This window comes from Methylomonas sp. 11b (assembly GCF_000515215.1).
GTDB lineage: Bacteria > Pseudomonadota > Gammaproteobacteria > Methylococcales > Methylomonadaceae > Methylomonas.
Genome location: NZ_KI911557.1, coordinates 4,947,695 through 4,961,930, shown reverse-complemented (window position 1 = coordinate 4,961,930; position 14,236 = coordinate 4,947,695). Strand labels below are relative to the sequence as shown.

The 14,236-nt window shown below is 51.0% G+C and carries 11 protein-coding genes and 1 pseudogene; 7 read left to right on the top strand and 5 right to left on the bottom strand.

Annotated features, from left to right (window positions below; all coding sequences use genetic code 11):
• The first annotated feature begins 56 nt into the window (after positions 1-56).
• Both mtnA and cysZ read left to right on the top strand, forming a co-directional pair.
• The gene (gene mtnA / locus METH11B_RS0123770; protein WP_026604176.1) at positions 57-1,094 is read left to right on the top strand and encodes an S-methyl-5-thioribose-1-phosphate isomerase; all 1,038 of its coding nucleotides are present in this window, start codon (positions 57-59) and stop codon (positions 1,092-1,094) included.
• On the top strand, positions 1,088-1,831 hold the full coding sequence (gene cysZ, locus METH11B_RS0123765) for a sulfate transporter CysZ (protein ID WP_026604175.1): 744 nt from the start codon (positions 1,088-1,090) through the stop codon (positions 1,829-1,831). Before mtnA ends, cysZ begins: the two co-directional genes overlap by 7 nt.
• Positions 1,832-1,886: 55 nt before the next feature.
• Here the strand turns inward: cysZ and METH11B_RS0123760 are convergent, their stop codons facing one another.
• Positions 1,887-4,283 (bottom strand): TonB-dependent receptor plug domain-containing protein, encoded by a 2,397-nt coding sequence (locus METH11B_RS0123760; RefSeq protein WP_231499662.1) that lies wholly within the window; start codon positions 4,281-4,283, stop codon positions 1,887-1,889.
• Positions 4,284-4,701: 418 nt separating this feature from the next.
• Here METH11B_RS0123760 and METH11B_RS0123750 point away from each other — a divergent pair, with 418 nt between their 5' ends.
• Positions 4,702-4,908 (top strand): DUF1289 domain-containing protein, encoded by a 207-nt coding sequence (locus tag METH11B_RS0123750; RefSeq protein WP_026604173.1) that lies wholly within the window; start codon positions 4,702-4,704, stop codon positions 4,906-4,908.
• A 103-nt stretch (positions 4,909-5,011) separates the two neighbouring features.
• Here the strand turns inward: METH11B_RS0123750 and METH11B_RS0123745 are convergent, their stop codons facing one another.
• Both METH11B_RS0123745 and METH11B_RS0123740 read right to left on the bottom strand, forming a co-directional pair.
• On the bottom strand, positions 5,012-5,572 hold the full coding sequence (locus METH11B_RS0123745) for a PEP-CTERM sorting domain-containing protein (protein ID WP_026604172.1): 561 nt from the start codon (positions 5,570-5,572) through the stop codon (positions 5,012-5,014).
• Between the two features lie 12 nt (positions 5,573-5,584).
• Positions 5,585-6,043 (bottom strand): hypothetical protein, encoded by a 459-nt coding sequence (locus METH11B_RS0123740; protein ID WP_026604171.1) that lies wholly within the window; start codon positions 6,041-6,043, stop codon positions 5,585-5,587.
• A gap of 319 nt (positions 6,044-6,362) precedes the next feature.
• Between METH11B_RS0123740 and METH11B_RS0123735 the strand changes: the two genes are divergently transcribed.
• The 4 genes from METH11B_RS0123735 to METH11B_RS28875 all read left to right on the top strand — a co-directional run bounded on the left by METH11B_RS0123735 (position 6,363) and on the right by METH11B_RS28875 (position 9,646).
• Entirely contained in the window at positions 6,363-7,325 is a 963-nt protein-coding gene (locus METH11B_RS0123735) for a helix-turn-helix transcriptional regulator (RefSeq protein WP_026604170.1), read from the top strand.
• Positions 7,326-7,534: 209 nt separating this feature from the next.
• Complete coding sequence (locus METH11B_RS0123730) at positions 7,535-8,956, top strand: Nramp family divalent metal transporter (RefSeq protein WP_026604169.1); 1,422 nt, start codon at positions 7,535-7,537, stop codon at positions 8,954-8,956.
• A 246-nt stretch (positions 8,957-9,202) separates the two neighbouring features.
• Positions 9,203-9,475 carry a type II toxin-antitoxin system ParD family antitoxin gene (locus tag METH11B_RS0123725; RefSeq protein WP_026604168.1) on the top strand — a complete coding sequence of 91 codons (273 nt, stop codon included), beginning with the start codon at positions 9,203-9,205 and terminating at the stop codon, positions 9,473-9,475.
• Positions 9,476-9,490: 15 nt separating this feature from the next.
• Positions 9,491-9,646, top strand: a complete 156-nt coding sequence (locus METH11B_RS28875; RefSeq protein ID WP_081733870.1) for a type II toxin-antitoxin system RelE/ParE family toxin — start codon at positions 9,491-9,493, stop codon at positions 9,644-9,646.
• Between the two features lie 122 nt (positions 9,647-9,768).
• Here METH11B_RS28875 and METH11B_RS0123715 read toward each other — a convergent pair.
• Together METH11B_RS0123715 and METH11B_RS0123705 are read right to left on the bottom strand one after the other, a co-directional pair.
• Positions 9,769-10,999, bottom strand: a pseudogene (locus METH11B_RS0123715) (IS256 family transposase).
• A gap of 607 nt (positions 11,000-11,606) precedes the next feature.
• Complete coding sequence (locus METH11B_RS0123705; protein ID WP_026604167.1) at positions 11,607-14,054, bottom strand: TonB-dependent siderophore receptor; 2,448 nt, start codon at positions 14,052-14,054, stop codon at positions 11,607-11,609.
• Positions 14,055-14,236 lie beyond the last annotated feature (182 nt).

Genomic DNA, 14,236 nt, shown 5'->3' with positions numbered 1-14,236 from the left:
TGCAGGGACTCAGAGCCACTTCAATCATTTATCCTTTAGATTCAAACGGAACCACCATGAATACAACCCAAAAACTTTCCGTACAAGCCTTGCAATGGAGCGGACACAGCCTGAAAGTGCTGGACCAGCGCTTGCTGCCGGAAACCATCACCTACGACGAATACAACGATGCCGCCGGCGTCACCGAAGCCATCGCCTCGATGCGGGTACGCGGCGCACCGGCGATAGGCATCGCCGCCGCCTACGGGGTGGTGCTATCGGCGATACAACATTATCCGAACGGCGATTGGCAACGCGCTGTAGCACAAGACATTCAACAGTTGGCCGCCTCCCGGCCGACGGCCGTAAACCTGTTCTGGGCGCTGGATAAGATGCGCGGTTTGTTAGAGCAAAATCCGGCGGAACCAATAGCAGCGCTAACCGAGTTAGCCGAGCAAATTCACGCGGAAGACATCGCCGCCAACCACACCATGGGCGAGCGCGGCGCCGATGTGATAGGCAACGCCAAAGCGGTGCTAACGCATTGCAATGCCGGCGCCTTAGCCACCGGCGGATACGGTACCGCGCTGGGCGTAATTCGTAGCTTGCACAAACGAGGTCAATTGCAAAACGTCTACGCCGACGAAACCCGGCCCTGGCTACAAGGCGCGCGCTTGACCGTCTGGGAACTGGCCCAGGACGGCATCCCCGCCACCTTGATCGCCGATTCGGCCGCCGCTTGGCTGATGAAATCCGGCAAGGTAGACTGGATCATCGTCGGCGCCGACCGCATCGCCGCCAACGGCGACGTGGCCAATAAAATCGGCACTTATTCGCTGGCGGTGTTGGCGAAACAACATGGCGTAAAAGTCATGGTCGCCGCGCCCTCTTCCACCTTTGACTTCAGTATGGAAAACGGCGACAGCATTGAAATTGAGGAGCGCAATCCCAAAGAACTGTTGGCGGATTGTTACTTAAACGCAGGCTCACTGGTAAACGCCTGGAACCCGGTGTTCGATGTCACCCCGGCCGCCTTAATTAGCACCATTGTCACCGAACGCGGCGTGGTTATCGATCCCGGTCTACACGGGGTAAGGAGCTTGGCATCATGTTAAATTTACCGCGCGGCAACAACCCATTGTTCGCACTTGGCTGTTTGTGGCAGGGCGTGAAAATGCTCACCCATCCCGAGTTGCGCAAATATCTGTTAATCCCCTTATTCATCAATATGGTGTTGTATACCGGCGCGTTCGTGCTGGGCTACCATTCGGTGTCGGCTTTGATTCATTCCTTTATCCCGGACTGGCTGTCCTGGTTGAACTGGATTTTATGGCCGCTGTTTTTTATCAGCTTTTTGATAATCGGCTTCTTCACCTTTACCCTGTTCGCCAATTTGATCGCCGCGCCCTATTACAGCCAGTTAGCCGCCAAAACTCTGCAACTAATCAGCGGCGGCAGCGTGGTCAAAGCCGATCTGCCCTGGGATAAGGTATTTTTTGGCGAACTGCGGCGAGTCGGTTATCTGTTGATACGAGTCTTGCCCTTGCTTCTACTGTTTCTAATTCCGGTGGTCAATCTGATCGCACCCTTGCTGTGGGCGGTATTTGCTGCGTGGGGTATCGCGATGGAGTTTTTGGCGTACCCGCTGGAAGAACGCGGAATGCCGTTTCCCGAGCAGAAACAATTCATGAAGCAGACACGTTGGGGGGTGATAAGCTTCGGCGGCCTGACCGGCCTGGGCCTGACCTTGCCGATCGTCAATTTATTGATGGGCCAAGCAGCAGTGATAGGCGCGACGATTTATGTGTACCGTTTAGCCGAAGCTCAATCTGCCGACCAACAGCAGCCCTAATCACCAGCAACAAAAACCCCGGCCTAAACCGGGGTAGTTGATAGGTTTGGTGGAATTAGAATTTGATCGTCAAACCCACAAACGCCGAACGTCCCATGCCGGCGATGTTTCTGCCCCATGGCACCGTGACGTTGGCCGGCGCGGTCGGATTCATCCCATAGCGATCGCCCAAATAAGCACCGGCCAAAGGATGGTAATACTGCTTGTCCAGCACGTTATCCAATCCCACATCAAAACGTACCTTGCCCCACTCGTAGCCCGTTCTGGCGTTTAACAGGATATAAGCCGCAGTCTCGGTTTCGTTGCGGATGGCTTGCACATCATCCTTGCCGTCGACAAACTGCATTTCGATGGCGCTTTGCCAGTCGTGCAAACGGTGGTCCAGGCTCAGTTTCATGTTGAACGGCATGATGTGATACAGATTGCCACCATCCATGCGCTCGCCGCGCACATAACTCATGGTGGTATGCGTCGCAAATTCACCAACGGTTGGGTCTTTATACAACCGTGCCCGACCTGACACATCCATACCCCACAGCCTGGCATCGTGATTGGCGTATTGCAAATAGACGAAGCTGTTAGTGGCGGTTTGCGGCGTCGCTTTGCAACCGCTGGCTGCCGCATTTGAGGCGCTGACGCAGCGGTCGGCATCGATAAAGTTATTCACGTAGGTGAAATACGGCGTGACGTTGAACTCCCACAGATTATTTTTCGGCTCGTGGAATGCGGCGGTTAAACTCACAGTGTGTGCAGTTTCCTCGGTCAAATCCACATTGCCGACGTAGCCGTTGCCGTCACCATGCCAGCCTATCATCGCCATATCCATATTGCGCGCGCCCCAGACATAGCGCTCATATAAATTGGGCGCTCGATTTTTCCGCGCGTAACCCAATTCGTATTGGCTCATGTCGTTGGGAGTAAATTGCACCAACGCCGTCACATCAAAGGTATCGGTGCTGCGCTCGCGGTCGCGGGCGTTGAAGGCATTCGCGGCATTTAACGCGGTAATCGCCCCGGCTCTATCCACCGTACGCGCCGCGCCGGTGTTGATTAAATCGGGATTGTAGGGTTGAACATCACCAGTGTTGGTGGTGGTGTGGTCGTAGCGTAGACCTAACAAACTACGCCATTTCGCATCCCAATTCGCTTCCCATTCGCCAAAAAATCCCACCCGGTCGCGTTCGCCATTGTTGATGTTCAGATACGCTTCCGGCGCCATCATCCAGTAAGCGCTACGGGCGTCGGTATTGTTGGCGGCGATGCTGGTATTGCTGTGTACCGCTGGCCAATAATCGTTGATTTTATTGCTGTGATATTCGTTGCCGACGCGGAAGGTGTCGCGCTTGTTGAACGGAATTTCTGCTTGGATTTTATAACCCAGGTTGCGGCCGCGGGTTTCCATCGGCATGCGATCGTTGGGCGGCGCGAATGTGCCGCCGCTAGCCGTGCCGTCGAGAAACTGACTGTGTTTGTCTTCACCAATATCCATACTGTGCTGCGTACTTTCGAAATAGAATTTGCTCTCCAGCGAACCCCACTCGAAACTACCCTTGTGCATGATATTGCCGAAGATGCTGTCGTTGTTGGTCAAGTCCATCCGTTGATTCGGAAAGCCCTGGAACGGAATATGCTGCTGACCGCCGCGGATCACCACCAAATGCTTATCCGTTTTGAACGACAAAGCCGCCGAGTGGTTTTGATTCTCGTAAGCGGTAGATTTGACGATCTGGCCGTTACCGTCGTTGTAGTTCATACTTTCGGTGTGCGAACCGGTATAGTCCAGCCGCACGTTTTGTGTCGCCACGCCGGCGGCGATACTGCCGCCGAAGGCGTCGCCGTTACTGCGGTAAAACGACGAGACGCTGCCGTCTAGCAAAATATCCTTGCCCGGCTCCGCAAAAACCGGTTCCGGCGTTTGTACCGAAATCGTGCCGCCGATACTGTCGCCGCCCAAGCTCACCGGCGTCACCCCGGTCAAAATGGTGATCTTACCGATATTGCTGCGGTCGATATAGGAAAGCGGCGGATTCATGTGGTTGGCGCAAGCCGAAGTCAACGTCATGCCATTGATGTCGATTTTCACCCGGTCATCGTTCAAGCCGTGGATCACCGGCAAACTGGACACGCCGCCAGCACCGTATAAACTTACCCCCGGCGTATCTTCCAGTAGTTTGGCGGTATCACTAATTGCCGCGCGTTTGCTAGTCAGAATATCCGCTTCCATGTCCGAAGCATTTAGGGCCTTTACCCCCGGAAACTTGTCGGTGACGATGACTTTTTCCAAAACCACGTCGTCACCCAAAGTATCAGGGATCTCTTCATCGGCGTTAACCACCGTCGTAAAGCCGAAAAGCACGCCAGTGCACAACAAGCAAAGCAGTGCAAGTTCTGTTTTTGCTGAAGTGAGAGCATGCCGGTCCGTTTGCTTATGGTCTGCGCAGATTGTTTTCATAATTCGCCTTTCGAAAGTCAAAAATATCTTTAATTTGCTATAGCTCCGAGCAACGATCATTAAGACTTTTCCGCCCTTGAAACGGTCAAAAAAGCTGGAATTCTCGGAAGTCATGAAACAGTTTTAAGATCGACCAGGCCGTAGGCCTCAGCTGGTCAATTGGCTATAACAAATTAAAGCGAACTATATTGTAATATTAGAATTATTTAATTCAAGTTATTGAACTATGTTATTTAACTGAATAGTTGATGAATTTCAATCTGTTACCTTGTAATGACGAAAATTATCAAAGCAGCGTCAGCAGCAATTTGCCAAACGTCAGAATCGAAAGACCCGAAGTAGGTGTTAAGTTTTGCGGTAACTCGCTGCCGCAACTTACAATAATCATCATTTAGCAATTAACCTTCGAGAACACTCTATGAAATATCAACCTTGTATCGACCAATGCACATCCGAAGGCACCCACTGCGAAGGTTGCGGCAGATCGCACCAGGAAATCACGGACACCAAAAAATTGGTGACATCGGTCGTGGAGTTTATCCGGGAGCATGACTACGAAAATCCCGAAGACTTTGTGGAGCGAATCAGCAAAAGCATTTTGAAAAAGCTGCAAAAACCCGCCTGACAGTTGCGAATTAATCGCGACCCACTTCGGCAAGAGCCGGTCAATAACTAAAAAAACGCCCTTAGCGGGCGTTTTTGCTATCCAGGCTTATCGCAACTTACAATCAAGCTTTACGCTTCTTCATACCGACAAACCCCGCCAGCACCGATCCAAACAACCAGACCGCACCAGGTACCGGCACGGCGGCCGGCGTGACCGACACCAATTCGTAGCTGTAAGAGGTCGCATTGGCAGCTTTATCGAATACCGCGCCGCCGAAACCACCAAAGCCCATACCACTGTAATAATCAAAACCGGTGGTACCGAAGTAATTCGTAGCGATCAGTTCCTGTTGAGCACCATAAATCTCGTCGCCGAGATACGGGCTGCCTAGGTTGTAGACCATCGCCGACAAATCGGCCAAGTTGTGAGTAAACGCTGCGACGATAGAGTTACCCGAGAACGACAAAGAAAACGCCGAGATTTCATTGAAATTCATACCGAAATTGGCGCTTCCTACGTTAATCTGCCCGGAGTTATTGACGTCATTAACAGTAAAACTACCGGAAATAGTCGCCCCATCGTCGAAACCGGTTTGCACAAAATTGTAAACCGCCGCGTTAGCGCCGGGCGCCAATAGAGCGGTAGTAACCGCCAAGGCCAGCTTTAAAGATTTAGTTATCATAATAAGCAGGCCTTATTGCGCTGGTGTGGAGGGAAGGAACGGCGAGAAACGGGTACCGGCGGAAGTGCCCAGTAAGCCGAAATTATTGGTCCATTGCCCGATAAACGATTGTTTGTCCGGGGTAAATTGCAAATCAAAGAATGATTGCACGGTGACATTCGGCGCAGGCGAAAAATCTAATTGCGCCACGGCCGAGCAATCGGTGTTCATGGTGGCGGTGCCGCTGACCGGGCCGGCGAAACCTGGCGTGATCACCCCGCTTTGCGTGGTAGTGAACGCGCAGGAACCGCCAACTACGCCGTTCAGAACAGTAATTTCACAACGTCCGGTATGCAGATTAGCCAGAGCCACGCTGTTTTGATATAGAACATAGCTGCCGTTCAAATTAGCGGCGCTACAACCTGGCGCGGCTTGAACTTGGCTAGACAGCCCCAGCGTGGCGGCGAGCAATAGATATTTAACGTTTTTCATCGTGTCCTCTCGAAGATCTTGATAGTTATTTTGTGATTGGCGAATTACCCCTAACTATTCCTGCTGATTGCGATTCCGCGCAATCTGAGGCTTAAGTAGTTAAGCAACCCAAAAACCAACTATCAATCCTTATGCCACCGATTTAATAAAACCTATAAAACAACAAGATAGGAAAAACACGCATCCAATTCGCCCGGTAAAGCAGACCGTTTCAAACTGATTTATGATAAAAGTTAGTGTTATGTCACAAATTATTGTAAAAGTAAGTCGTATGCCCAACCGAGGCGGGCAAATCCTCTAGGCAAGGAAACTTCAGGACATGACAGACGCAAAAAAGGCGGGATACAAAAGGCTGAACACCGACGAGTTGCCCATGCAGCGTGTTCCGCAACAGCATTGCTGGCATCAGTCCTTGCCCTCTCAGCTTGGCGAAGGTAAATCGCTGATTTTCCAGCTCGATCCCTCACTTAGCTACATAGAAACTACTTATAAACCACTGCACGATCTGGCTATCGCCAGCAAAATCGATTTCGGCGAACCACGCCTGGTAGTAACTCTTGGAATAACCGGCCACACCCGCTTCATCGACAGCAAGAAGCATGAGCTGACATTTAGCGAAGGCAATACCACGATCACCAGTTTCGACAGCAGTAGCGGCGAACGCCAGTACCAAGCGCATAAACCCATAAAGCAACTACGTTTTTCAATCGGCAAGCGCTGGATGGACCGCTATTTGGGCGAAGATGAATCGGCGTTTTTTTTCCAGAAAAATGCGCTGCAGTTGTTGAGCAGCCGGCCAACCTCGCATCAAAGCGTAATTGCTGCCCGGCAATTGCTCGGCTGCGACCTCAGCGCCCCTTTAGCACCGCTAACGTTAAACGGCCAGGTCATGACGATACTGGCTAACGAACTTAGCGGACTCTGCCAACCTGAAAAATACGGCTATTCCAGATTCGATCAAGCCAGCCGGCACATGGCCGAGCAAGCCCGCGAGATCCTCGAACTGCATTACCAAGATCCGCCCTCACTGGAAAACCTGGCAAAAACTCTGGGCATCACCCCATTCAAGTTAAAAAATCTGTTCCAGCATTACTTTAATAACACCCCGCATGGCATCGTGACCGAGATCAGAATGCAGCATGCTTATCGCGCACTGGCGTCAACTCTGCAACCTATCAGCCTAGTAGCGGAGCTGGTGGGTTACCGACATGCCAGCAACTTCAGCCTGGCTTTTAGTAAATATTTCGGCGTCTCACCCAAACAAATTTCCAAGAAACGTTGAAAAAGCACTGCCGTCCCAATTCGATAACCCACCAGTAATAATCGCTAGGTTATCAACTCTGCGTGCTCAAATCTTACTAAGCCGCGTCGTAACCGCCGGAATGACGGCTTTAACGGTAATCTGACAAACTGGAATCAAGCGGATTTGCCAAAACCGAGCAAATTTGCGCAAATGGCGGCTTTTCTATTGCGGCTTACGTTTTTAAAACCATGAACAATACCGACTTGCAATCTCTACCTCGCCACAGTGTCCCCACATTTCCCGGCTGGTGGGCTGCGCTTGGCCCTGGTGTGGTGTGGATGGCATTGGCGCAAGGTAGCGGCGAGTTAATCTGGTGGCCGTACATGATCGCCAAATACGGTCTGACTTTTTTGTGGTTGCTGGTGCCGGCCTGTTTACTGCAATATCCCCTGAACCTGGAAATCGGTCGCTACACGATGTTGACTGGCGAAAGCATCTTCCACGGTTTTATTCGCTTGCATCGCGGCTTCGGCATTTTTCTGTGGTTGCTGATGACGGTGTCGTTTTTATGGTTTGGCGCCTTTGCCTCCGCCGGCGGCACAGCGATGGCGGAACTGACGCATTGGCCGACCGGTTGGACGCAGCGCGGGCAAAGCCTGTTTTGGGGCTACGCCTCGATTGCGGTGTTCGTCACCGCGATCCTGGCCAGCGGCGTGGTTTACACGCTGATAGAACGCTTCATGAAGCTGGTCGCGGTCGTGACAGTGATCGGTTTGTTGTCGGCCTGCCTGCAAAGCGATGTGCTTAAGGCGCTGCCGGCGTTTAGCCTCGGCCTGCTCGGCCCGGTCGGCGAGATGCCGCGTCCCTGGGAAAGCGGCGATGCCAGCAAGTTATTGACTGCGATCACTTTCGCCGGTCTGGGCGGTTTCTGGATTTTGTTTTATTCCTACTGGCTACGCGACAAGGGCGCGGGGATGGCCGGCCTAGTCGGCCGCATCACCGGTTTGGGCGGCGCCGAAGAAGCGGTGCTCAGCGACGGTTTTCTACCGCAAGACGAAGCTGAAAGCGCGAAAAACTGGTCAACTTGGCGGCGATTTTTGAGCGCTGACATTCTCGTCGGCATTATCGGCAATCTACTCACCACATTGATGACCTGCTTGCTGGCTTATGCTTTGCTGTTTCCGAAAGGCTTGCTGCCGCAGGAGTACGAACTTGCGGTAGTGCAGAGCCAATTTTTCGCGGTGAGTTGGGGCGAGATCGGCCGTCTGCTGTTTTTAGTGGTGGCGGCGGCGTTTTTGACCGACACCTGGCTGGCCACGGCCGACGCGGTCAGCCGCATCCAGGCCGACATCGTGCTGACGCTGTTTCCGAAAAGCCGCCGCCTGCCGGCCCGCCGCTGGTATTACATCTTCCTGGGTTTGTTGACCGTCATCACTTCGCTGACCATGCAACTCGACGCCCCCGGCCCGCTGATCCTGACCAGCGCCATCATCGGCTTTGGCGGCACTATCATGTTTCCGGTGGCGTTGTATTTGATCAACCACAAAATGCTGCCGCCGCATCTGCCGGCGTGGGCTAGGCCTAAAGGCAAGCCCTGGCTGTTGGGTTTGAGCTTTGTGGTGTATTTGCTGTTGGCTGTGTTGTATTTAAAAGCCAGTCTTAAACTTTGATGGCAATTCGGTTAGGGTCTAACATCCGTAGCAGAGTAAATTCGTAAGAAGCCCAAAGGGAATTTGCTAAAACGCGATCTATTAAGGGCTTGGACTATTCGCACCATCCAAACTTGCGAGGAATCAGCGTATGGATCTAGCCAACAGAGCGTAGGTTGCCGACCGGAACCCAAAATCGGTAGGTGCTCAAGAATGATTTGCGGATAGTGTGAAACATTACTACCAACATCCCTAGAGGTAATAAACATGACCAACCTCGAAAAAACATCTATCGCTCTAACACCCGAAATGGCTGCTATTGTGCGGCAATGTGTTGAAAGTGGTGTATACGCCAGTTCCAGCGAACTCATCCGTGAAGCATTGCGTGACTGGAAAACTAATCGGTCATTGCAGCAAAGTGAACTTCAAGTTCTGAAAAGTCTTTGGCAGGCAGGTATTGATAGTGGCTCTGGAAAATTTACCGATATGGATGCCATTAAAATGGAAGCCAGAAAACGCCTTGCATCATCCGCTAAATAGTACGGCAAACTATCCATGGGTATCGTTCAGCGTACGGCTCAATCAGAAGAGGATTTAATTGAAATATGGCTCTACATTGCCCAAGACAATCCCCCTGCGGCTGATAGAGTATTGGATGACATGGAACATCGTTTCATCATGCTGGCGGACAATCCGCAGAAGGGTCGCTAACGCCCGGATATTGCACCAGAGCTACGGTATTTTATATCGGGCAAATACCTTATCCTTTACAGAACCCTAACCGATGGCGTGCAGAGGGAGTGTCCCAAATTTTGTGTAAACGGTAGTTTGGTTTAATGGCTAGGGAAGCGATCTTCGAACTGAATACTAAACCGATTCAAAGCGGCTTTCCAATCGTAGACGGGCATGGTCCAATTTTGGCTGATATTGCGCAACGCCAAATAGAGCAGTTTGGACAAGGCGTCATCACTGGGGAAGACCGCGCGGTTTTTCATGATTTTTCTCAGACTTCGATTCACCGATTCGATGGTATTGGTGGTGTAGATCACCTTGCGAATCTCGGGCGGATAGTCAAAAAAAGGGATGATGTGCCCCCAGTTTCGTCGCCAGATGGGGGCGATCGTGGGATAGGTCTCCAGCCAGTTGGCCTCGAATTCGGTCAGCTTTTGCTCGGCTTCCCTCGCCGTTGCGGCTCGATAAATCTGCTTGAGGTCGTCGGCAACCGACTGGCGCCTTTTGTAGCTGACATAGTTGAGGCTATGACGGACCAAGTGGACAATACACAGTTGAACGGCCGCTTTGGGAAACACGGTTTCGATAGCCTCCGGAAATCCCTTCAGACCATCGACACAGGCGATAAAGATGTCGTTGACGCCACGGTTCTTGAGCTCGGTGACCACTTGCAACCAAAATTTGGCGCCTTCGCTTTGGGCAATCCACAGCCCCAGCACTTCTTTGTGGCCGTCCAGATTGACACCGATGGCCAGATAGACGGCCTTGACCCGCACGCTGCCACTATCGCGCACTTTGGTATGCAGACAGTCGAGGTACACAATCGGGTAAATCGGATCCAGCGGGCGGCTTTGCCAGACGCCCACCTCTTCGAGTACCGCGTCGGTCACCGAGGAAATCAAGGTGGGGGATACCTCGGTGCCGTAAAGCTCGAATAAATGGGCTTGGATTTCCCGTACCGTCAGTCCTCGGGCATATAACGAAATGATCTTATCGTCGAAACCGGTCCAGCGCCGTTGATGCTTAGGAATGATCTGCGGTTCGAATTCGCCATGACGGTCGCGGGGAATCTCGATAGGCAAGTCGCCGAAGTCACCTTTCAGCGTTTTCCGGCTTTTGCCGTTTCGGGCATTGCTGCTGGCGTTGGTCACCGCCTCATGCTTACACTTGGCCCAAGTGCGCGGTCATTTCCGCTTCCAGGGCCCGTTCGACTATCGCTTTGGTCAACTGCTTCAGCAGACCATTGGCACCGATCAGGTCCTCGGGTTTTTGATAGTGCGACATCAAGGCGTCGAGTAGGTCATCCGGTATGGCTTTTGATGATACGGTCATGGTTTCCTCCTTGTCAGGATCGGTAGTTTCCTACCTCAGGGCCGTTTACACAAAAATTCTTACACCCTCGTTTCCTACCTCAGGGCCGTTTACACAAAAATTCTTACACCCTCGCATTTTAGCTTGGGAGCGAACCACCACAGCCTTGCGAATCAGGCTAAAAGCCTTGCAGCCAAGGCATTTTGGTATACACCCAAGCTAACGAAGCTTTCGTGAATCGCAAAACACCATTCACTCCAGGCTACAAGGCATGAAGTCCATGTCTTCCAGCGAAAATCAGGCCCGACACAGCCTAACGTCCCGAAATTGGACGCCATGGATTGCTATAAACAGGGTTGGGCTTGGGTGCATGGACAGACATTTGCTCCTGCAATATCTGCATTCCTCATATCCCTCTGAGTCATGCAGCAGGCAGGGCATGCAGGGAGCGATTGCCGAGACGACAGGAACCCCCAAAACGACAGCCATAAAACCACCAGCACACCATCGGCAACGAGAAAATAAAGCCATTGGTCATTTGAATGCCATCAATGTTGGGGTTCGTGCCTCACCCCAACCTACGCAAACCCAACTTACCGAGTTGATATTGTTGAATCTATGGTAAATATTAATATTCAATTTTAATAGAACCAACGAATGTTCTTGGCGCGCCGTAAACTGCTGTTCCAAAGGTGTAGAGCCCACCCAGATAGGTTTTATCGAGCAGGTTATCGGCATTTATTTGGGCTGTGACACGAGTATCGCAGACTTTCCAAAGTTTACTAGCCATCAGATTCAGTGTTGCATAGCCAGGTGCTTTGATGGATTCAGTGAAACCAATCTCGCGACGGCTGACAGCTTGCAAGCCAGCTCCTAGTTTTAACCCATGCAGGCTAGCATCTTGAAATTCATAGGTAGTCCATAAATTACCGTTATGTTCAGGAGCATTATGTAGGCGTTTTCCGATTGTGCCGGCTGTCTCGGAGTCCTTCAATGTCTTGGCAAACGGCATATAGGAATAAGCGCCTATCACCCGCCACCCAGGCAGAATTTCTCCGCTAAAATCTAGCTCGATACCGCGACTTTCTGCTTCGCCGACAGCTCGAAAAGAGTTGCCTGCTTGTGTTACCTGCATGGGTAAATTTTGTTTCTTCAAATCATAGTACGCTAGAGTCCCTGTGAAACGGCCATCGAATAATTCAGTTTTTACCCCGGTCTCCCATTGTTGTGCCGTTTGAGGCGATAAGCGTTCTCCATTTTGAGTAACATAAGCGGCGTTAGAGGCGCCAAAGTTTTCGGTATAGCTGCCGTAGAGCGATAGCTCAGGTAATGCTTGCCAAAGTATGCCGCCTCGGGGCGAAACGCGATCATCGGTAATAGTCGGATTAATGATTTTGGTGTTGTCTCCAAAAGCACCGAAAGCCGAATCGCCACCGGTTTCGGCATTGTCATAGCGCAACCCGGCCAATAAATGTAGATGATAGGGCAGTTCAATTTGGTCTTGGCCATATACTCCAAACCAAGGTTGTGTATAACCGAATGTATTAAACTGAGTGATGGCGGGTGCTTCTGTAAAATGAAAAGGGTTATTGATGTTGGTGCCTGAAGGCGAAAAGCCAAACACAGGCCCCATTGTTGCTCTGGAATCCGTACGCATGTAGTCTCCGCCGATTAATAGCGTATGCTTGAAATCTCCAGTAGTAAATTTACCGCTTAACTCCAGCGAGTTATAAAAATTATTAAAATAATCATCACCATTGGCATTTTGCTGAAAGAAAAACCTACTGACATCACCATTTGCGGCGACCGGCCCTGTCGCATTGATCTGGCGCAATGTTTGCTCACTGAAACTGGCGTTAAAACGGTGATGCAACGTCCAGTTTTCGTTAAATCGATGATCGGTATTCATGGCGAACATGATGTATTCCTCTTCACTAAAATCCCATGGGTCGCTGAGATTTTGGCGACGATTGCCTCCTCCAATCTGTGATCCATCCGAATTTAGCAGTAATAGATTTCGTCCGAATGTTTTGATGTTGCTGTATTCCAATTTAAACGTTGAAACAGTTTTATCGGAAATATTCCATCGCAACATTGGCGCGACAAATGTTCTCTCACCACCTGCAAATTCGGTGATGGAGTCATTAGCCTGATAAGCAAAGTTTATCCGATAGGCCAAGTCCTTATTCTCAGTCAATGGCCCTGTAGCATCAATATCTGTCCGATAATGATTATAAGAGCCGAATTGCTGACGAAGGCTGTAGTACGGCGTATCCAATGGCTGTTTGGTAACAAAATTAATTATCCCGCCAGGCTCGGCCCGTCCATAAAGAATTGAGCCAGGCCCTTTTAAAACTTCAACTCGATCAATATTGGCAAGCTCTTCGGTGTGGTGCCAATTATTGATAAAAGGAAAACCGTCTCGGTAGTAATTGAAAGTCTCGAATCCCCGAATGAAGAACTGTTTATTGATTTCCGCACCGTTTGTAACACTGCTAACATTACGTAGTGCCTGGTCGATAGAAACAACCTGTTGATCTTTTAATACCTGTTGGGGTATGACTTTTATTGACATCGGCGTTTCCATAATCGGCGTATCCGTCTTAGTCGCCGTCATTGCGTTGGGCAAACGGTAATCCGGATTATAAGGATCGGTGGCATCATAAACTGCCTTCCCCACCACTTGCACCGCCGGCATAGTCTGCGGCCCCAGATTGTTGTGCAGTTCCGCCGCTCGCGGCTGCAAGGTGATAGCCCCTTCGCCGGTCGTCACGGCTTGTAACGGCGCATCGCCCAATAAAATCCTGATCGCTTCGTCAGCGGTATAGTCGCCTTGCAAGTTACGGCTGCGCAGGTTGTCGGCGATGTCGGTGCCGTACATCAGTTGTTGCTGGCTTTGCCTGCCGAACATCAGCAAGGCCTGATTCAACGACTGGGCAGGGATGTCGAAATGCTGTTTGCCGGCGGTATCGCTGTGGGCGGTTTGGGACATTAGCGCCGCAAGCAACGCAGCTTTGGCGGCATGGTGCCGGCTTTTGTTGCCTGAGACGGTTTTGCAATACTTTGCGTTGAGCATGGATTCTCCTGGTTTCGGTCTGGTTACGCGGCAGCATTCGGGCTGGTGTTAGTTAAGACGGAAACTATTTAAAAACCCACATCAGGCGGTTAGGGAATTTTTTTATCGGGGAAATTGGCAATAGAAATTTGAGATGGCGTTGTTAATTCTGGACGGCATTTGCTTGACTAGTTTTGGATAAA